At 66.9% G+C, this 20,274-nt stretch carries 17 protein-coding genes; 5 read left to right on the top strand and 12 right to left on the bottom strand.

The window, feature by feature from the left end:
- Positions 1–11 precede the first annotated feature (11 nt).
- The 7 genes from ACFK0J_RS09300 to hemA are packed head-to-tail and all read right to left on the bottom strand — an operon-like array spanning position 12 to position 7,291.
- A complete protein-coding gene (locus tag ACFK0J_RS09300) occupies positions 12–1,154 on the bottom strand; it encodes an FAD-dependent oxidoreductase (RefSeq protein WP_378738457.1) in 1,143 nt (380 codons plus the stop codon).
- A complete protein-coding gene (locus ACFK0J_RS09295; RefSeq protein WP_378738455.1) occupies positions 1,151–2,011 on the bottom strand; it encodes an NAD(P)H-binding protein in 861 nt (286 codons plus the stop codon). The genes ACFK0J_RS09300 and ACFK0J_RS09295 overlap by 4 nt, the downstream gene beginning before the upstream one ends.
- Positions 2,012–2,039: 28 nt before the next feature.
- Positions 2,040–2,957: an oxygen-dependent coproporphyrinogen oxidase gene (hemF, locus tag ACFK0J_RS09290; RefSeq protein WP_378738453.1), complete on the bottom strand. Its 918-nt coding sequence runs from the start codon at positions 2,955–2,957 to the stop codon at positions 2,040–2,042.
- Positions 2,958–2,964: 7 nt separating this feature from the next.
- Positions 2,965–4,032, bottom strand: a complete 1,068-nt coding sequence (hemE, locus tag ACFK0J_RS09285) for a uroporphyrinogen decarboxylase (protein ID WP_378738451.1) — start codon at positions 4,030–4,032, stop codon at positions 2,965–2,967.
- Positions 4,033–4,057: 25 nt separating this feature from the next.
- Positions 4,058–5,068 carry a porphobilinogen synthase gene (gene hemB / locus ACFK0J_RS09280; protein ID WP_378738449.1) on the bottom strand — a complete coding sequence of 337 codons (1,011 nt, stop codon included), beginning with the start codon at positions 5,066–5,068 and terminating at the stop codon, positions 4,058–4,060.
- Positions 5,058–6,020: a hydroxymethylbilane synthase gene (gene hemC, locus ACFK0J_RS09275; protein ID WP_378738447.1), complete on the bottom strand. Its 963-nt coding sequence runs from the start codon at positions 6,018–6,020 to the stop codon at positions 5,058–5,060. The genes hemB and hemC overlap by 11 nt, the downstream gene beginning before the upstream one ends.
- Positions 6,017–7,291, bottom strand: a complete 1,275-nt coding sequence (hemA, locus tag ACFK0J_RS09270; RefSeq protein ID WP_378738445.1) for a glutamyl-tRNA reductase — start codon at positions 7,289–7,291, stop codon at positions 6,017–6,019. The genes hemC and hemA overlap by 4 nt, the downstream gene beginning before the upstream one ends.
- Positions 7,292–7,518: 227 nt before the next feature.
- Here hemA and hemG point away from each other — a divergent pair, with 227 nt between their 5' ends.
- The gene (hemG, locus tag ACFK0J_RS09265) at positions 7,519–8,943 is read left to right on the top strand and encodes a protoporphyrinogen oxidase (RefSeq protein ID WP_378738443.1); all 1,425 of its coding nucleotides are present in this window, start codon (positions 7,519–7,521) and stop codon (positions 8,941–8,943) included.
- On the opposite strand, the gene ACFK0J_RS09260 is transcribed toward hemG, so the two are convergent.
- Positions 8,911–9,810, bottom strand: a complete 900-nt coding sequence (locus tag ACFK0J_RS09260) for an alpha/beta fold hydrolase (protein WP_378738441.1) — start codon at positions 9,808–9,810, stop codon at positions 8,911–8,913. The genes hemG and ACFK0J_RS09260 overlap by 33 nt on opposite strands.
- Before the next feature lie 79 nt (positions 9,811–9,889).
- A complete protein-coding gene (locus tag ACFK0J_RS09255) occupies positions 9,890–10,522 on the bottom strand; it encodes a TetR/AcrR family transcriptional regulator (protein WP_378738439.1) in 633 nt (210 codons plus the stop codon).
- Between the two features lie 116 nt (positions 10,523–10,638).
- On the opposite strand from ACFK0J_RS09255, the gene ACFK0J_RS09250 reads away from it, so the two are divergent.
- Positions 10,639–11,094, top strand: a complete 456-nt coding sequence (locus ACFK0J_RS09250) for a nitroreductase family deazaflavin-dependent oxidoreductase (protein WP_378742713.1) — start codon at positions 10,639–10,641, stop codon at positions 11,092–11,094.
- 3 nt (positions 11,095–11,097) lie between these two features.
- Here the strand turns inward: ACFK0J_RS09250 and ACFK0J_RS09245 are convergent, their stop codons facing one another.
- Positions 11,098–11,994: an SDR family NAD(P)-dependent oxidoreductase gene (locus ACFK0J_RS09245; RefSeq protein ID WP_378738437.1), complete on the bottom strand. Its 897-nt coding sequence runs from the start codon at positions 11,992–11,994 to the stop codon at positions 11,098–11,100.
- Between the two features lie 263 nt (positions 11,995–12,257).
- Here ACFK0J_RS09245 and ACFK0J_RS09240 point away from each other — a divergent pair, with 263 nt between their 5' ends.
- Both ACFK0J_RS09240 and ACFK0J_RS09235 read left to right on the top strand, forming a co-directional pair.
- Complete coding sequence (locus ACFK0J_RS09240) at positions 12,258–14,306, top strand: MMPL family transporter (RefSeq protein WP_378738435.1); 2,049 nt, start codon at positions 12,258–12,260, stop codon at positions 14,304–14,306.
- A gap of 293 nt (positions 14,307–14,599) precedes the next feature.
- Entirely contained in the window at positions 14,600–15,655 is a 1,056-nt protein-coding gene (locus tag ACFK0J_RS09235; protein WP_378738433.1) for a transposase, read from the top strand.
- A gap of 225 nt (positions 15,656–15,880) precedes the next feature.
- Here the strand turns inward: ACFK0J_RS09235 and ACFK0J_RS09230 are convergent, their stop codons facing one another.
- Together ACFK0J_RS09230 and ACFK0J_RS09225 are read right to left on the bottom strand one after the other, a co-directional pair.
- The gene (locus ACFK0J_RS09230; protein ID WP_378738431.1) at positions 15,881–17,605 is read right to left on the bottom strand and encodes an ABC transporter ATP-binding protein; all 1,725 of its coding nucleotides are present in this window, start codon (positions 17,603–17,605) and stop codon (positions 15,881–15,883) included.
- Positions 17,602–19,392, bottom strand: coding sequence for an ABC transporter ATP-binding protein (locus tag ACFK0J_RS09225; protein WP_378738429.1), 1,791 nt, complete (start codon positions 19,390–19,392; stop codon positions 17,602–17,604). The genes ACFK0J_RS09230 and ACFK0J_RS09225 overlap by 4 nt, the downstream gene beginning before the upstream one ends.
- Before the next feature lie 254 nt (positions 19,393–19,646).
- Between ACFK0J_RS09225 and ACFK0J_RS09220 the strand changes: the two genes are divergently transcribed.
- Complete coding sequence (locus tag ACFK0J_RS09220; RefSeq protein ID WP_378738427.1) at positions 19,647–20,267, top strand: TetR/AcrR family transcriptional regulator; 621 nt, start codon at positions 19,647–19,649, stop codon at positions 20,265–20,267.
- Positions 20,268–20,274: the final 7 nt, after the last annotated feature.

Here is a 20,274-nt window from a genome sequence, read left to right as displayed (position 1 = left end):
GCGACACCAGATCAATAGGCATGGCTGACGCTCTTGGTCAGCTGGTCGAGGATTCGCTCGGTCGGATACCGCTCCAGCACGCGATCGCGCAGCCAGGTGGTCGGCACCGTGCGGGTGAACGAGTAGCGGGCGGTGAACCGAGCCTTGCGGACATTCATCTCTACGAACCGCTGGCACCGCGCGGCGTAGCGGGACAGTGCGGCCGGAACGTCCGCGCGCCCGACCCGGCCGAGCTCTTCGGCGAGCACGCCGGCCGAATGGATCGCGTGCGAAGCGCCGACGCCCGCGGTCGGCAGCGCCGTCGCGGCGGCATCGCCGCACAGCACGATCCGGCCGTGATGCCATTTGCGGGCCCGGCTGTCCCGCATCGACCACCGATAGAAATTCGGCACCTCGGCCACCAGGCCCGCCACGGCGGGGCTGGTGCGCGTCAGCGGCTCCAGTGTCGCGGTGAGGTACTCCCGCACCTGCTCGGTGGGCGCATCGGCCGGTGGCGCCAGCTCGACGGGCACCCCCAGCCCGTACATGCATTTGCCGGGGACCGGATAGGCGCCGAGGAACCAGCCGGGTGCGCAGTGTTCCACCAGCGCGTCGGGGTCGAAGACCGAGCCGGGACCCCACCAGGTCCAGTAGACCCACTTCGTGTCGACGGTCTTGACGCCATGCGGAATCCAGCTGCGCCCCAGGGAGTTCCGGCCGTCACAGCAGGCGACGACGTCGAAGTCGTCGCTCGTCCCGTTGTCGAAGAAGGCCTCGACCCGGTCGATGTGCGGACGCACCTCGACCACCTGGGTACCCATCGTGATCGGCACGTCCGGGCAGGCGCCGCGCAGCAGATCGATCAGGTCGGCCCGCGGCGCCATGACGAAGGGGCGCACCTCTTCGCTGATCGCCGAGAACTTCACCGAGGCGAGCCGCCTGCCGCGGTAGTCGGCGATCGTGTAGGCGTCGATTTCGCTGCCGCGCGTGAGGAATTCGTCATAGCACCCGAATGCTCGGAAGACACCGCTGCCGGGCCGGTACAGCCCGATGCCGTAACCGGCGTCGGTGTAGACCGGATTGCGTTCGACCACATGCGGACTGGCGCCGAGCCGGGACAGCCGCCCGGCCAGCGTCAAGCCGGCCAGGCCGCCACCGATCACCAACACTTTCACGACACACCCGCCGTCGGCTGCTGCGCGACCTGTGCCGCGAACCGAGCGAAGCTGCCGGCCGGGCGACCGAGGATGCGCGGGATGTCCTCGCTGATCGATGCCTCGTGGCCGCCGACCACCCGACCGAACAGCGCCTGCACCGCCTGCGGCGGCAACGGGCCGAGCCCCATTTTCGCCCCGAGTTCTGGATCGTCGAAAGTGAGGGGCACATAACGGATCTCGCGGCCGAACGCCTCGGTGAACAGTGCCGCGACGGCACCGAAGGTGAGCGCTTCCGGGCCGGTCAGGTCGACCGCGGTGCCCGCGTCGACCCGGCCGGTCAAGGCCGCGGCCGCCACGGCGCCGATATCGTCGACGTCGACGAAACTGATCTTCGCATCGCCGCCGGGGCACCGAATCTCGCCTGCCTCGAACAGATTAGGACGGAAGATCCCCTCGGTGAAGTTCTGCATGAACCAGTTCGGCCGCAGGATGACCCATTCCAGGTCCGACGCCTGGACCACGGTTTCGACCCCTTGCAGCGGATGTCCGGGAAAGGCATCCACGCCACGCGCGGACAGTGCGACGATCCGTCGCACGCCTGCCGCGGCGGCCCGTTCGACGAACTCCCGTGCGCGGTCCGGCCCGTCGAACATCTCCTCGGGAATGACCACATAGGCGGCGGTCACGCCCGCGACGGCGTCGTCGTAGGTCGTCGGATCCTGCCAATCGAACCGCACCGCTCGCACATTCGGCTGGTTGATCTGCTCAGGTTCCCTGGTGGCGGCCCGCAATGCATGGCCGCTCCCCCCGAGGTGACGCAGCGCCGCCGCCCCGTTCTTGCTCGTTGCTCCCGTTACCAGAATTGTCTCGGACATGTCGGAAGTCCTTTCGGTCGAAGAAGTTTCAGTGCAGGTCGGCGTCGGCGCCGACCCAATCGGTGGGCTGCAGGAATCGCACGACATCGCGCTCCGGACTGCCCTCGGCGGGCTGGACGTCATAGGACCAACGCGCCATCGGCGGCATGGACATGAGGACGGAGTCGATCGCGACCCCGGTCTGCAGACCGAACAGGGTGCCCCGGTCGTAGATCAGGTTGAATTCGACGTAGCGGCCGCGCCGCAACAGCTGCCACTGCCGTTCGGCATCGCCATAGGGCAGCAGCGACCGCCGGGCGACGATCGGCAGGTACGCAGGCACGATCGTCGCCGCGCCCTGGTAGACGCAGGCCGCCTGCTCGTCCAGCTCCGGTGCGTCCGTGGTCAGGTAGTCGAAAAACACCCCACCCACCCCACGCATCTCGCCCCGGTGCTTCAGATAGAAGTACTCGTCACACGCCTTCTTCCAGCTCGGATAGTCCGCGACGGCATGCTGGTCGCACCACGACTTCAGGGTCGTGTGGAAGTGCACGGCATCCTCGTCGAATCCGTACATCGGGGTCAGATCCAAGCCGCCGCCGAACCACCACTCGTCCTCGCCGACCTCGAAGTACCGAAAGTTGGCGTGGAAGCTCGGGGCGTACGGATTCCGCGGATGCACGATCATCGATAAACCCGTGGCGCGGAACGGCTTTCCGGACCGGTCGATGCGGTCGTGCCCCTCGGTGATGGCCGACGGGGTTTCCTCGCCGCGCACCAGGGATACGTTGATCGCGGCGCGTTCGAAAACCTTGCCGCCCTCGATGATATGGGTCCGGCCGCCGCCGACACCCTCGTGCTGCCACTCGGAGTGGCGGAACTCGCCGCCCTCCAATTCCTGCATCGCCGTGGTGATCTCGTTCTGTTCGTTGTACAAACGCTCGGCGATTTCCGCGCTCTTGTCCATTATCGCCTCAACTGTCGCTGGTGGTTCGGTCGAAGTCGCGCACCACATCGACCAGGCGCGCAACGTTGTCGGGTGGCGTTTCGGGAAGTACCCCGTGTCCGAGATTGAAGATATGGGGGCCGCCCAGGCCGTCGCGCAGGATCGTTTCTGCGGCCTTGACCACCGTCTCGGGCTCGGCGAGCAGCACCGCGGGATCCAGGTTGCCCTGCAGGGCACGGTCGCCGAAGAATTCTCGGCTCCGGCTCAGCGGGGTCCGCCAGTCCACGCTCAGCACCTCGGCCGGGACGGTCGCGACCAGGTCGTACAGATGCGCCGCCTGCGGCGTGAAGTACGCCCGCGGCACCCCGAGATCGGCGAGGTTCTGCATGATCCGCTTGGCATACGGCAGCCCGAATTCGAGATAGGTGGCCCGGTCGTGAATGCCGACCCAGCTGTCGAACAGTTGAACCAGCCGCGCCCCCGCGGCGACCTGCATGCGCAGACTGCTCGTGCTGGTCTCGGCGACCTTGTCGAGCAGCGCGTGCGCACGAGACGGGTTGTCGGACAACCATGTTCGGAAGTCCACATGGTCGGTCGACTTGCGCCCGGTCACCAGGTACGCGGCGAAGGTCAGCGGTGCGCCCGCATGCCCGATCACCGGAACCGCCGTCTCCTTCGCGGTGAGTCGAATGGCCTCGAACAGGCTCGGCGCGACCTCGTTCTCGCTGGGCACCCGTAGCGCGGCCACCTGCTCGTCGGAGCGGATGGGCGAAATCACCGGGCCCGGCGTGAAATCCACCGGAACCCCCATGGCGATCGCGGGCACCATGATGTCGGTGAAGATCACCGCCGCATCCATCCCGTACCGGTGCACCGGCTGGAGCGTGACCTCGGCGGCCAACTCCGGCGTGCTGCACATGGTCCAGAAGTCGTGCTGCCGCTTGATCTTCTGATATTCCGGCAGGTACCGGCCGGCTTGGCGCATCAGCCAGATCGGCGCTCGCGCGGTGGATTCGCCCCGCGCGGCGCGCAGGAACAGGCTCTCCGGCGCGGTCTTCTCCGGCCGGGGCGCACGATCCGTGGTCGTGGTGCTCATTGTGTTCTCCTTCGATTCGGCCGATTCATCGACCCGTGTGTGAACTCGGCCCGGTCGCCGCCGCCATCGCCCAGTAGGTGAAGACGATGTCGGCGCCGGCCCGTCTGATGCAGGTCAGGGATTCTCGAATTGCCGATTCGCGGTCGATCCAGCCACGCTGCGCGGCGGCCTCGATCATCGCGTACTCGCCCGAAACCTGGTATGCCGCAACAGGAACGTCGGCGAGGTCGGCGGCCTGCCGGACGATGTCCAGATACAGCGAGGCCGGTTTGATCATCACGACATCCGCCCCCTGCGCGATATCGGTCAGAATCTCCCGCCGCGCCTCGACGGCGTTGGCGTAATCCATTTGGTAGGTCCGGCGATCACCCTGCAAGGAAGAGTTGACCGCTTCCCGGAACGGGCCGTACAGCGCCGAGGAGTATTTCGCCGCGTAGGCGAGAATCGAGACGTCGGGCGAACCGGCGCTGTCGAGTGCGTCGCGAACGGCGGACACCTGGTTGTCCATCATTCCGCTCAGCCCCACCATGTGGACACCGGCCGCCGCGTGCAGCGCCGCCATCTCGGCGTAGCGCAGCAGGGTGGCGTCGTTGTCGACCCGGCCCGCGGAGTCGAGGACTCCGCAGTGCCCGTGCGCGGTGAATTCGTCGAGACACAGATCGGACATGACGACCAAGCCGTCGCCGACCTCGTCGATCACGGCCCGGATAGCGGCGGTCAGGATGCCATCGGGATCGGTTGCCGCCGAACCGATATCGTCCTTGCGCTGGTCGTCCGGTATGCCGAACAGCATGATTCCCGCTACCCCGGCCTCGGCGGCCTCGACCGCCGCCTTCCGAACCGAGTGCAGGCTGTGCTGCACCACGCCGGGCAGCGACGCGATCGGCACCGGCTCGGCGATGTTCTCGCGGACGAACACAGGCAGCACCAGGTCCGCTGCCCGCACCGAGGTTTCCGCGGTGAGCCTGCGGACGGCGGGATTGACGCGGGACCGCCGTGGCCGGATTCGCTCCCGGGTGAGCGGGTCATCGTGCATGGGTGGCTCCTTCGGTTCGATCGGTCAACAGTTCCCTCGCGCCCTGGTCGAGCAGCTGCTCGGCGAGGCGGCGACCCAGTTCCGCGGCGGTACCACGCGCACCGTCGAGGTGGCCGCGCAGAATGCGCGTCCCGGCGGTGTCCGCGACCATGCCGTCGATCCGGAGCCGGTCCCCTTTGGGCGCGAGTTGCCCCAGTGCGGCAACAGGTTTGGAGCATCCCGCATCGAGAATGCGGAGGAATTCCCGCTCAGCGGTGACGACGGCGCGCGTCGCGGGGTCGTCCAGTGTGCTCAGCAGCTCGCGGGTCCTGGCATCGTCGGCACGGCACTCGAGCGCGAGGGCGCCCTGGGCCGGGGCGGGCAGCAGCACTGTCGCGGGCAGCGGCGAGGTGAATGCGTCGAGCCTGCCGAGTCGCGACAAACCGGCCATGGCCAGGATCACCGCGTCGACCGTGCCGTCGGAGGCCTTGCGCAGCCGGGTATCGAGGTTGCCGCGGATGGGTATCGCGGGCACATCGGGTCGCACGGCGTGCAGCTGGGCGACGCGTCGTGGCGACCCGGTGCCGACACGCGTGTCGGCAGGCAGATTTTCGAGCGTCGCCGCGCCGGGCGCCCCACCCGGCCACACGAGTGCGTCACGCGGATCCTCGCGCGTCGGGATCGCCGGAATACACAGCTCGGGCTCCGGCTGCGAGGGCAGGTCCTTGTAGGAGTGCACGACGAAGTCGATGTCGCCACGCAACAGTGCGTGTCGCAGCGCGGTGACGAAGACGCCGGTGCTGCCCAGCTGCTCGATCGGCCGCGCCGATTCATCTCCCTCGGTGGACACCGTGACCAGATGGACGTCGACGCCGGTGGCTCGGGTGAACCGGTCAGCGACCCACATCGATTGGCAGACAGCGAGTTTGCTGCCGCGGGTGCCGAGCCGGATCTTCTCGTCGGTGTATTTCATGAGCCGACCTCCATCTGTTCGAGATCGAAGATGCGGGTGAACACGTCCAGGCACATCAAGCCCTCCGGTGTTCGGGACATCTCCTTGGTTCGGGTTGTCGGTCCGTGCAGAAAGCGCCCGGCCAGCCGATGCACCGCGGCGGAGGTGGCCGCCCGTGCCTGCGCGTCGAGCGAGGGCACCCGGCGATAGAGCCGGTCGAGTTCTTCGTCGATATCGGCCCTGACCCGGCGATGCAGCGCCGAGATGAGCGGGGCCGCGGTCTTCTCCCTGACCTCGGCCAGGAAATTGGCGACCTCCTCGGCGACGATCTGCCTGGACTTCTCGACATCGATCGCGACGTCCTGCGCCGCCAGGTGCGCGCCCACCGCGTGCACATCCGCGACGGTGACGCCCTCGATCCGGGCACACGCGGGATCGACATCGCGTGGCATCGCCAGGTCGAGGACGATCTGTGGACGCCACCCGGCCCGCGCCCGGGCTGCACCGAGTTGATCGGCGGTGATCACCTCGCCCTTCGCGGAGGTGGAGCTGACGATCACCTCCGCCGCGGCCAAAGCCTCGGGCAACTCGTCGAGCGAAATAGACCGACCCGCAACGGTTTCCGCCAGGCGTGCGGCCTTGGCCGGCGTGCGTCCGTACACCAGCAGGTCACCGACCTCGGCGGCACGCAGCAGTCGCCCGGACAGGCTGCCGATGGTGCCGGAACCGATGAGCAGCGCGGTACGACCTTGCAGGCCACCGAGACACGATGCGGCCAGCTCCAGACCGGAGTGCACGAGCGAGATTCCGGCACCGCCGATGCTGGTCTTGCTGCGCACCAGTTTGCTCGCGCGCAGCGCCGCGTCGAACAGATCGTGCAGCTCGGTGCCAATGACGACGGCCTGCTGTGCGTTGCGTACCGCCCGGCGCATCTGCGCGACGATCTGGTTCTCGCCGAGCGCCATCGATTCGAGGCCGCAGGCCACCGAGAACAGATGCTCGACCGCGGGTGCGTCGCGCCGCACCCGCGCACAGTCGCGCACCTCGGCGACAGGCAGCCCGGCGGCCGCCGCCGTGCAGTCGAGTACCGCCTCGGCCGCGGCGGGCGCGGAATTCGCACTGGCATAAATTTCGACCCGATTGCACGTCGCGAGTACAACCGCCTCATCGACCGCGGGGCCGCGAATTAGTGAGGACAGGTGGTCATCTATTTTTTGCGCAGCGCCGGCGAATAATTCTAGCCGGTCCGCCGACGCGGTTCTGAAACTGATCTCGACATTTACGATTGTCATTCTTTCACCCATTCGTAGCCTGTGATTTCGGCTGATAGCGGAGTGACTAACCAAGGGATACCGGCTGCTCGGCAGCGGAGCAAGAACTGCGCGCCGGTACCGCGCTACTTCCGCAGATTCGCGGTCGAAGTGCGGAAGTGAACGTGGGATGTTTGCCAGCACGGCCGCCACCGGAGTTGCATGGCCCGAGAACAGTCTTCGCGAAAGTCGAAAGAGGTTGTGCCGTGGTGGACAGACGAGATGTTGTTGTGATCGGCGGCGGGATCACCGGGTTGACCGCAGCCTACGAGATCATCAGGACCAGGCCGGATGCCTCGGTCGCGGTGCTGGAGGCGACCGATCGCGTCGGCGGAATCGTGGGCGCGGTGACCACGGACCGATACGTCGTCGATATCGGACCGCACGGATTCATCGACAACGGGTCGGATACCAGACTGCTGATAGATCGACTCGGCATCAGCGGCGATCTCATACCGGCAACGAAGGAGGCAGCGAAGATATCGCTGCTGAAGGACAACCGTATCTATCAAATTCCGGGAACCCTCGGTCAATTGCTGCGCACGCCACTGCTGAGCGCGCAGGGCAAGGCGAGATTGCTTTCCGAAGTATTTGTTCCACCACGGCACGAAGAGGACTCGGTGATCGATTTCGTGACCCGCCGATTCGGCCGCGAGGTCGCCGAGAAGTTCGCCGTGCCTGCGGTACGTGGCGTGGTCGGCGGCGACGCGGACAATTTCAGTATCGAAGGCGAATTCCCGCTGATCAAAGAACTGGAGCGAAAGTACGGCAGCGTGCTCATCGGTGCGGTACGCAATCAGCAGCAACGGCACCGCCTCGACCCCGTGTCACCGCGGATCCCCAGCTTCCGCGAGTTCGGCAACCGCCTCAAGACCTTCCGCGGCAGCGGCATGCAGCATCTGGTCGACACGCTGGCGACCGTGCTCGGCGAGCGGATTCACCTAGGGACAGCGGTGCGCGCGCTGGAACACACCGCCGAAGGGCGGTGGCGCGTGCTGACCGACGACGGACCGGCCTACGACGCCGACCATGCGCTGATCGCCCTCCCCACCGACGCCGCCGTGCAACTCGTCCGGCCACACCACGCGCCGATCGCCGATGCCCTTTCGGTACTGCCGCATCCGGACATCCGGGTTGTCGCACTCGCCTACCGCAAGGCGGATGTGGCGCGTCCGCCGCGCGGTATCGGCTTCATCGCCACTCCGGGGCTCCCGTCGGATCTGCTCGGCGCGATCCACGCATCGACGATCTTCCCCGAGCAGGCCCCGTCCGATCAGATCATGATCAGGGTGCTGGCCGGCGGGCTGCCGGACGCACCGATCCTGACGCACAGCAAGGAACGCGCGGTCGAGCTGATCCACCACGATTTGCGGAATGCCTTCGGCCTGAAGGGGACTCCGGTCTTCTGCCACGAACACCTGTGGCGCAGGCCGATCCCGACCTACCCGGTGGGCCACCGGCCCCTGTTCCGCGAGTTGCTCGACTCGGTCGCCCAGCTGGGCGGGCTGCACATGGCGGGAAATTCCTACTTCGGCGTCGGCGTCAACGACTGCGTCCGCGATGCCAGGCGCGCCGCGACCGGCATCATCGAGGCGTTGCGCTCATCGCGCCCGTCGGCGGCAGTCGGGCGCTGAGCGGTCGGTCGTCCCCAGCAGAGCCCGGACCACCGAGTCCGGGCTCTCCCGGTGTACGAAATGCCCGACGCCGACCAGCGCCCTGCGGTCGGTCAACCGCGCGAAGTAGCGGTCGTCGCGCAGGTCGTCGTCGGCGGTCCGCCCGCTGGCGTCATCGACCCCGACCAGCACGACCGCGGGAACGATGATGCGCGCGTGCGTGATTCGCGCCTCGATCCGCGCGGCGGCCGGATTGCCACAGGCCACGCTGCTGCGGTAGGCCGAGCACATCAGTGCCGGAAAATCCGGGTTGCGCAGGGAGGATCGCATGCCGTCGAACGCGCGCCCGCGCTCGCGCCACGAGGGCGACCAGAGCTGCCACAGGTAGGCACAGAACTCCTCCGGCTCGCGGGAGACGATGTCCAGGCCCTCGTCGGTCTGCAACAGCCATCGGTACCACTGGGCCCGCATGACCTCCGGCGACGCGGCCGAGCCGCCGAGTGCGTAGCTGCCGAGGCTGATCAGGCGGGCCACCCGATGTGGGCACAGCACCGCGATCCCCTGTGCGATCGACGCGCCGTAGCCGTGACCGATCAGGATCACGGCGTCCAGGTCGAGCAGGTCGATCGCCTCGATCATGTCGGCGACGTGCACCCCGAGCGGGCCGCAGCGGGCGGCATCCGCTGTCCGGAACCGAGTCGCACCGATCCCCCGCAGATACGGGCAGATCGTCCGATAACCCAGCGCGGCAATCACTTCGGCGACCCCGGCCCAGGATCGCGCGTCGTCAGGGAGGCCGTGAATCATCAGGACCGGTGTGCCCGCGGCAGGCCCCCGCGCCTCGAACGCCAGGTGAAGTTCCGCGGTCTCGATGTACTCGAGCGTCACAGTTGCTCCCATCGCTTTCCGCCGATCCGGCAGTCACCGAACGACCATGCCTACCCGTCCCCCGGTGGCACGCGGACGACTATGTCGCAATTCCGTGCAGCAACAAATCCAGCGCCTCTTCGGCCAGCTGCGATTCGCCGCCGTCGATCCGTGGCGCCGGCGTGGTCGGCGACAGCAGATTCACCTCCATCAACCCGCCGATGAGACCGAGGATCGACCAGGTGACGAACACCGGATCCACGGCCCGGAACTCGCCCGATTCCACGCCCGCCGCAACGACTTTGTGGATCGGCCGATAATGCGCGTTCAGGTACGCCTCGGCGACGGTCGCGTGATATTTGGCATCGACGAACCTGGTCACATCGTGCATCAGCTCGATGCCCCGGCCGCGGGCCGGCTCGTGCATCAGCCAATGCACTGCCACGTGTAATTGTTCGGTCGGCGATTCCTGGGCGCTGATCACCGATTCCAACGCGGTGCGCGCCGCGGTCAGTGAACGATCCAGAATCGCGACGAACAGTTCCTCTTTCCCATCCGGAAAATGGTGGTAGAGGCTTGGTTTGGAGAGCCCGACCTCGCTGGCGATCGCATGCAACGAGACGCCGCGGTAACCGAGCCTGGTCAGGTGCGCTTCGGCGACGTTCAAGATCTCTTCGCGCTTGGGTACCTCTCCTCGACCCTTCCGAGCGGATGATCTCCGCATGTCAGCCATAGAAAATATGGTACTACCTAACGTTCGGTCGGGCAAGTAGACTCTAGTCATCGCGGCACCGCGACCGGTGCCGGGCAGATCTCGATCACCCAGCGCGAGAGGGGAATCGCAGCATGATGTCGAAGAACAATGGCTTGCACATTCCGCGTGGCTTCCGGCCGATGAATCGAATCGTCATCGGGCTACAAAAATTGGGTCTGCGCATGGGCAACACATTCACCGTACTGACCGTTGTCGGACGAAAGTCGGGACAACCGCGGACCACACCGGTCACCCAATTCACGTACCAGGGCAGTCAATACATCCTCGGCGGTTTCCCCGGCGCCGCATGGGTCCGCAATGTTCGCGCGGCGGATACCGCCGTGCTCGCCAACGGACGACGCAAGCGGACCGTCCGGCTCATCGAACTTCCAGCCGAGGAGAGCAAGCCGATCCTGCGGGCATTCCCGCAATTGGTGCCGGCGGGAGTGCGGATAATGATCAAGGCGGGCGTGGTTCGCGACGGGACCCCTGCGGAATTCGAGGCACTCGCCGGTCGAACGCCGGTATTCCGTGTCCAGCCGGTCGACTGACCGTCACACACCGATCCCGTACTTGCGCAACAGTTCGAGACTCTGCTCCCAGACGTCGCGCTGATACGTGGTGTTGTAGCTGTCGAGCGAGGAAGCGCGCGGATGACGCCCGGAGAAATAGCATCCGCTGACGCCGGCGAGCTCGGGGTCGGTGATCAACCGCGCGAGATTGCCACCCGCGTCGGCCACCGTCCAGACCCCGGGCAGCGGAGTGAGCAAGCGGTACAAGGTATTCCACAACAGCCGGACGGTAGCCGTCGCGTCGCGTGCCGCATTCGTCGCCGGGACCAGACCCGGGTCGAACGCGTTGATGGATATTCCATCCTCGGCGTACCTGCGCGACAGCGCATAGGCGGCCATGACGGTACACAGCTTGGCGGTGGTGTAGCTGCGCTGCGCGGCCCGCTGCTCGGGTTCGTTGGCCTCGACCGGAAAGGCCAGGTCGGCTATAGCGGACAGGCGCGGCTCCGCGATACCGGTCCACACCCTCGGGTCGTGCGCACCGGAGGTCACCAGGACGATCCGGGACGGCCGGGCCAGCTGATCGAGCAGCAACTGGATGAGGGCGAAATGGCCGAGATAGTTGATCGCGAAGGATTCCTCGATACCGTCCGCCGTATACCTGCGGTGATTGAGTTGCACGCCCGCGTTGCAGACCAGGGCCCGGATCGGCCGCGATCGCAGCTGTTGCGCGAACTCCCGGATGGACTCGAACGAACGCAGATCCAGCACGGCGGGTTCGGCGCGGATGTCCCGCGCGGCGGCCGCGGTCCGGCGCTCGTCGGTCCCGGTGATGATGACCTCGCCGCGAAAGACCTCGACCAGCTCGCTCGCGCAGGCGCGGCCGATGCCACTGGTACCACCGGTCACGACCACAGCGCCATGTCGTTCTGCTCTCACCCTGCCGACTGTGCCCCGGTACCGGGCTCGAGCCAAGGTGTCCGCGAATTTCCGGTACAACTTCCGCACAACTCGACCACCCGACCTACCGTTAGGTCATATAATTGAGGCTGTCCGGGGTCCGGCTCGGCGCGAAGTTCCACCACCTGTGCTGAGACTCGCCCGGCACGTCCCGCGAGGAGGTGCCGCGGCTGCACCCCGGTCACCGGCGCGACAACGGTGTCGCGATGTCACTGGGGACCTATTCGGGCAGGAGCACGCCGATGCGGATTCGAGCACTGCTGGTAATCGGAGCGTGGCTGGTCCTGGTGGTCCTTGCCGCGCCGTGGCTCGTCGGCTTGAACGATGTGAAGTCGAATCGGGAGATCGACTTCCTGCCGGAGACAGCACAATCGACGGCGGTCAAGAACATCGAGGCACAACTGCCGGGCGGGACCGAGAACGTCTTCCTGGTGGTGTATGTCCGCCAGGGCGGTCTCACGTCGGCGGACCGCGCGGTCGCCGAACAACAGCGAGCGACCCTCGTCGACAAGTACGGACCGGCGATGCCGATCCTCGCCTCGACGGACGGCGCCGCACTGCAGTACACGCTGTCGGTGCCAGCGGACCGGGGCAATCCGGCGGACTACATCGCCGACCTGCGCGCGCAGCTCGCCGACCGACCGGACGGCGCGACCGTCCAGGTGACCGGACCCGGCGCGTTGAGCGCCGATTTCCGGAATGCCTTTGCGGGCGTGGACGTTCAGCTGCTCGTCGCGACCACGCTGGTGGTGATGGTGATCCTGCTGCTCACCTACCGCAGTCCGGTGCTCTGGCTGGTGCCGCTGCTGGCCGTCGGCGCCTCGTATGCCGTGTCGCTCGGCGTGGTGTACGCGCTGGTGAAGATCTTCGACATCACCGTGAACGATCAGAACGCGTCCATCCTGCTGGTGCTGGTGTTCGGTGTCGGCACCGACTACGCACTATTGCTCGTCGCACGCTATCGGGAAGAGCTGCATCGCGAAACCGACGTCGCCACGGCGATGATGACGGCACTGCGCCGGGCGGCCCCGGCCATCGCGGCATCGGCGGCCACCGTGGTGTTCGCCCTGCTGTGCCTGCTCGCCGCGGATATGAACAATATGGCGGCCATGGGGCCGGTGGCCGCCGCGGGCATCACCTGCACGCTGGCCGCGATGCTCACGTTCTTCCCCGCGCTTCTGATCCTTTTGGGGCGCAAGGTGTTCTGGCCGTGGATACCGCGGGCGGGAACCGAGCGGGTGACCGGCTCGACCATCTGGCACCGGGTCGGCGATCTGGTCGCCCGCCATCGCGTCGCGGCGACCGTCGGTGCGCTCGTTGTGCTCGGCGCGTTCGCCGCGGGCTTGTTCGGCCGGACCGACCCACTCGACCCGGCCGATCGATTTGTCGACACACCCGAATCGGTAACCGCGCAAGCCCTTGTCGCCCAGCACTTTCCACAACATGCCGGGGTGCCGATGACGATTGCGACGCCCAGCGAGACGCGGGATCGGGTGCTCGACGCGGTGCGGTCCGACCGCGGCGTCGCCATGGTCGCACCGGGCCGATCCGGCGCGGAATTCAGTGAAATCATCGCTGTCCCAACCGATCCACCGGGATCGGCCGGTGAGCGAGCGACGATTCAGCGCCTGCGGGCCGACCTGCCCACCGTCGCCGAGGGCGCGGTCGTCGGCGGGCCGAGCGCGGCGACACTGGATTCCGAGGAGGCATCGCGTCGCGACGAACGAGTGGTGATACCGCTGGTGCTCGCGGTGGTGACGCTGATCCTGGGGTTGTTGCTGCGGTCGATCCTCGCACCGATCGCGTTGGTGCTCACGGTGGTTGCCTCGTTCGGTTCGGCCATCGGGGCCAGCGTCTGGATATTCGAGCACCTCTTCGGATTCCGCGGTCTCGAGCCCGCGTTCCTCCTCATGACATTCCTTTTCCTGGTCGCGCTCGGCGTCGACTACAACATCTTCCTGATGACCAGGGCCCGAGAGGAGGCCCGGCGATTCGGGACAAGAACCGGCGTGCTGCGTAGTCTCGCCGTGACCGGCGGCGTGATCACCTCCGCCGGTGTGGCTTTGGCGGCGACGTTCGCCGTGCTGACGACGACCCCGTTGGTCGGATTGGTACAGGTCGGTTTCGCCGTCGCATTCGGCGTCCTGCTCGACACGTTGCTGGTACGCACCGTGCTGGTGCCCGCACTGACGCTGTTGGCAGGCGACTGGACATGGTGGCCGTCTCGTCTGCCCGCCCCCACCGCGGGGTCGGCCGACGAGGTGCCCGAAACCACGCCCGCGAAAGCCTGACCTTGCTTCCCCGGCCACCGCGGAAAGGCGGCTGTCGCGCCACCTCGGCCGCAGGCACGCCGGGGGCAAACATCGCGGTACGCGATGCCGAAAGATCATTTCGAAGATCGTTTCGGGAATTGAAAAAGTCGTCCTGTCAAGCCGTCGCGACCGACTGCCAACCTGTTGCATGCCCCCAGAGTTCACCTCGACTACCGCACTTTTCCGGGCCGCTACGACCCGACCGTCCGTAAGGTAGAAACATGGGGGCAGATGATCACCGTTTGGATACCTTTGAACTTAACTTTCATAAAGTGGCCGATATTACCGCCTCGCACTTCACCCGCCCGGAGCCACGAAATCGCGCATTGCAGTATGTTCGCGCACTGGCCGATCCCGAGGTGCGGAAAACCGCCAACGGGATAGCGAACTCCCTCGGCGAGAAGCGGGCGGACGGGCTGCAGCGAATGCTGAGTTCCGCGGCGTGGGACGCGGATGCCGTGCGTGACGCGCTACAAGCCCACTTACTCGGGGGGTCAGCCGGTCATGTTCGGGTCTTCGGCGCTGCGGAGTACAACTTCATCAAGAAGGGTGCCAGCTCGGTCGGTGTCGGGCCGCAGTATTCGACGAGAACCGGACGTCTGGAGAACTGCCAAACCGGGCTCTTCGTCGTGCAAACCGGAAACGGTGCGGACCTGATTGCCGACCGTGAATTGCATTTGCCGGAATTTTGGCTGAAAGACAAGCTGAAATGTTGCCGAACAAAGATTCCACACACCGTCAGATATCGGAGCAAAGAAGAATCCATCATGGCGATGATGCGGCGCATCAAGCAGATTCGCTGGTATTCCGACGACTGGTTCGTGTGCACCGAACCGCTCGACGGAAAACTACTCGCCACGAGTCTCGAACACGACGGGATACCGTATGTCCTGCAACAGCCCAATTGCTACCAGCAGCTCCGAATGGCCGGTGTCGGTATGGATCTGCTGACCCGGCCGTCGTGGACCCAATGGGTGGAAAAGGGTGCCGTACACAGTCAGTGGCTGCGTATCCGAATACCGGATTCCGAGGTCCGGCCCATGCGCCGCTGGCTACTGGTCGAACGCGTGCTCCCCCGCCGATCCGACAAACTCCGCACCTACCGATGCTTCGGCCCGGAGCACACCGACCTGGAAACCTTGGTCGCCGTAGCCCTCAACGGCGGCTCCGCGGCACGCACCCTCGCCGCCGCCTGCGAATCAGTAGGCCTGGACGCCTACGAGGTCCGCCAATGGCCGAGCTGGTACCGCCACATCACCCTGGCCATGCTCGCCCACTTCTGCCTGAACTCCGCACCCGCCACCGCCCAACCCGCCAAGCCCGCGTAAGTCCCGGTCGAGGACTGAGGCAGACGCCGTATTCGAGGGCACCGAACACCCGGTCGGTGCCCTCGTGTACGCAGCGTGTCCCGCACGGCGCGAACAACTTCCGCCTCCTCGAGTCGCATACGTTCGGCGTGTCTTGTACGGCCCTCGCGCCTCAGTGCTGGATCAGCCCGCCGACCGGCACGGGAACGACATGGCCGGTTGCCGGACGGGTCGAGGCCGGGCCCGTCAGGTTCGATTTGCGTGTCCACTGCTGACGGCGGAGATGTTCCAGAAGTCGGCGTAGCGGCCGCCTCGGTCCAGCAGGTCATGGTGTGTGCCGTCTTCGACGATCCGGCCGTTGTCGAGGAAGACGACGCGGTCGGCGGTTCGGACGGTGTGCATGCGATGCGCCACCAGCACCACGGTGCGGCCCGCCATCAGGCGTTCGATGCCCTGGTGGACAGCGGCTTCGTTGACCGGGTCCAGGGCGGAGGTGACCTCGTCGAGCAGGACGATGGGAGCGTTCTTCAGGAGGGCGCGGGCGATGGAAACGCGTTGGCGTTCACCGCCCGACAGCAGTGCGCCGCCTTCGCCGACGTCGGCGGTCCAGCCGCCGGGGAGTCGTTCGATCACCTCGTCCAGGCGTGCCGCTGTCGCCGCGGCGCGGACTTCGGCGGCGGTGGCGTCGGGGCGGCCGAGGCGGATGTTGTCCTCGATCGTGCCGTCGAAGAGGTAGACGTTCTGGAAGACGATGGCGATCTGCGCCATCAGGGTGCTGGTATCGATGTCGCGGACGTCGACGCCGCCCACTCGGACCGCACCCGCGCTCACATCGTGGAACCGCGCGAGTAGCTGGAGCAGGGTGCTCTTGCCCGCGCCGGAGGGGCCGACGATCGCCAAGCGCTGGCCTTGCGGAACCGTCAGGGTCAGATCGTCGATTACCGTGCGGTCGCCGTGCCGGAAGGTGACGGCGTCGAACTCCAGGTCGTGGTGGTGCGGCTGGATCGGGTCGGCCGGCTCGGGCAGCGGCTCGGTGCGCAGCAGGGTGTCCAGTCGGGTCAATTGGGCTCGCGCGCTGCGGAGTTGGCCGCCGATGTCGGCCAGCGACAGCAGGGGTTCGGCGCAGCGGGCCGCCAGCACCAGGATCGCCAGGACCTCGGCCGCGCCGATGCGCCCACCCAGCGCGAGGTAGGCACCCATGGCCAGCAGCACGGTGAAGACCGCCTGCACGGTGAGTGTCAGGCCGACGATGCCGGGTAGGGCCGAGAGCGCCGATCGACGGGCGGCGCGCTGGATTCCACATAGCGAATCGTCTAGCAGATCGAAACGTTCGACGGTGCGGCCACCGGCCCGCAGCACCGGCTGGGCTTGCAGGTATTCGATGACCCGACCGGCGGCATCCTGGTCGCGGTCGTGGCGTTCGGCATCGGCGGTGGCCATCGCGCGTCCCGTCCAGACCTGGATCGCCGCCACCAGTGGGACGGCGACCAGTGCGGCCAGCCCCAGCTTCCAGTTGAACGCCAGCAGCACAACAACAATCGTCAGCGGAGTCACCGAGGCGGCGACGAATGGTGCGAGCAGGTGCGCGATCACGCTCATCGCTTCCAGCACGCCCCGGCTGGCGAGCACCGACACTTCGCCGACGCGGTCGGGGCCGTACCAGCCGATGGGCAGCCGGGCCAGGTGGTCGCCGAGCCGGTGATAGGTGCCGCGCAGCAGCGTGGTTCCGGCGCGGAAACCGGTCAGGTCGCTGACGTAGCGCAGCGCCGCGTAGACCGCGACCGCGGCGGCGAACGCGATCAGCCACGGCCAAGCGTCCGCGGGATTGCTGCCGAACAGTTCCCGGAGCACCGGGACCAGCAGCGCGTAGGACAGGCCCTCCAGGACCGCGGTGGTGGTCATCAGGGCGACGGTGCGCCGCACTGGTCCGGCGTACTGATCGCCCAGCACGCGCAACAGCATTCGGATCATGACAACTCGTCTCCTCGATGGGACCGCCAGAACGCGGCGAACCTGCCCTGCCCGGCCAGCAACTGCGCGGGTGCGCCGCGCTCCGTGATCACCCCGTCTTCCACCATGACGACGGTGTCGGCATCGGCGATGGTCTCCAGCCGGTGTGCGATGACGAGAATCGTCCGGTCACCGCGCAGGCTCGCCAAGGCGTGCCGCACTGCCTGTTCGGTCTGCGGGTCGGCGAACGCGGTCGCCTCGTCCAGCACCAGAACGGGGGTGTCGGCCAAGAGGGCGCGGGCGAGCGCGAGGCGCTGTGCCTCACCGCCCGACAGTCCGGCCTCGTCGCCGAGCACCGTGTCGTAGCCGTGCGGCAGCTCCAGGATCCGGCGGTGAATGCCCGCCAGCGTGGCGGCGCGGACCAACTGCTCGTGATCGGCACGCGGGACCGCCAGGGCGATGTTGTCGGCCACCGACGCACGCAGCAGGCGAACGTCCTGGAAGACGAACGAAACCAGTTGGTAGAGCTGCCGACTGCCGATCTCCCGCAGGTCGACACCGCCCAGGGTGATCGTGCCGTGCGTCGGGTCGAAGAACCGCGGAAGTAGCTGGACGAGTGTGGATTTGCCGCTTCCGGACGGTCCGACGAGCGCGGTGACTGTGCCCGGCTCCAACACCAGATCGATCCCGCGCAGCACCTCGCGGTCCGCGTCGTAACCGAACCGGACCTCACGCAGCTCCACCCGATGTCCTCGCGGCGGGACAGGGCGGGCGGGTTCGGGCAGCGGCTCGACGTCGAGCACGTCCCGAATCCTGCCGACCGCGCGCCCGGCGGCCTGCATGTCGTCGAAACCATGGCCGAGCGCCGCGACCGGAGCGGTCAGCCCCAGCCCGAGCAGCAGGAACGGCAGCAGATCGGCGGCAGCCATTCCACCACTGGTTATCCGGGCCGCGCCACCGAGCAGCACGATCAGCAGCACGAACGGCGGCGACAGCGCCAGCTGCATCCCGGCGGCGATCGGCGAAAGGCCGCGCGCCCAGCGCAGGAACGTGTCGGCGAAATCGTCTACCGCCGTGCGGAACCGGCGGTGCGCGCGGTCGCCGCCGCCGAACGCCTTGACCACCGCGATGCCCTGGACGAACTCGACGACCGAATCGGCGATCCGCCCCATCGCCGCATCGAATTCGCTCTGCTCGCGCTGCCGGGCCGAGGTCATCATCAACGGGACCAACGCTACCGCCAGCACTACCGGAACCAGCGTGATCAGCGTGAGCCGCCAGTCGACGGTGAACAAGTAGACCAGCGACACCAGCGGCACCACGAACGCCGACACCAGCTCGCCGGGCGCGTGCGCGATGAACGGGTGCAACGCACTCACGTCGTCGCTCACCACCTTGGCCAGCTCACCTGTCCGGCGCTGGGAGAACCAGCCGATCGGCACGCGCCCCAGTCGCACGGCCAACTGCCGCCGGAACGACAGTTGCACTCGGCCGTCGAGCATGTGCCCGAGCCCGGACGAAGCGGCCGTGAACAGGAGCCGGACCAACAGGCCGACCGCACCCAGGATCACCGTGAACCAGACCCGACCGTGATCGATCGGGCCGCTCGACAGCAACGCGCGTCCCAACTCGACCACCGCCAACAACGGCGCCAAACCTGCTACGGCGCCGATTATTTGGAGGACGACCACGGTGGCGAAACCGCTGGCGTGGGGGCGTAGGAGCGCTGCGAAACTCTGTTCCGCGTCGGGGACGGTATCCGGCGGGGCGGATCGTTCCCTCGTCTCGGCGATGTCGGTCGTGGTCATCGCGCTCTCGTCTCGGACAGGTCGGCTCGGTCTGGTCTGCCGAGACGGCCGTGGTTCGTTCGCATGCCACGAGTCCTTCCGGGTGAGTTCGGTCGGGTGATCGGGGAGGCCAGTACGCCGCCGCGCTCAGGAGTAAGCGTCGATTGAGAAAGTCACTCTCTGTAGACAGCGACTGTACGAGAGCAGTTACAGACAGTCAATGCCTAAACGACAGCAGCGCTCTTCAGGAAGTAACTTCCTGATAATCTGCAGCCATGACCGGACTTCGCGAGCGCTGGCGGCTCAAGGCCATGCACACCATTCAGGAACGTGCCCTGGACCTGTTCGACGCGAAGGGGTTCGGCGCCGTCACCATCGAGGAGATCGCGGCCGCGGCCGAGGTTTCACCCTCGACGGTCTACCGCCTCTTCGGCACGAAGGAAGGGATCATCGTCGCTGACGAGTTCGACACCTTGAACGCGGAAGAAATCGAAGAAATCGTGGACCCGCGCGATCCCATCGGCAGCCTGATCCGCTCCGTCCGCGCCGACGAATCCGCACCCGGGCGCACCTCGGACGCAGCCGAAGGCACGCCGGTCAACAGCGGCCCGTGGCGTCGGGTCCGCTACCACTTCACCGAACCATCGGTGCGGATGGCCGCCTGCGCCTCGGCCGACCGCACGAGCCAACGGCTCACCCCACTGATCGCGTCGACCGGACAGCTCACCGAAACACAGGCACGCGTCGCCACCAACGCCCTGGTCTTCGGCTACTTCGCCGCCCTCGAACAGTGGTACCTCGACGGCGGCAACCGCCCCATCGCCGACTACGTCGAGGACGGCATGCGCCCACTACGCGCCATCTGGCCGTCCGCCGACCCCGAAAACCCAGCGTGACAACCGC

This window comes from Nocardia brasiliensis (genome assembly GCF_042691675.1).
Classification (GTDB): domain Bacteria; phylum Actinomycetota; class Actinomycetes; order Mycobacteriales; family Mycobacteriaceae; genus Nocardia; species Nocardia brasiliensis_D.
The sequence above is the reverse complement of the archived record's forward strand: the minus strand, read 5'-3'. Positions and strand labels throughout refer to the sequence as shown.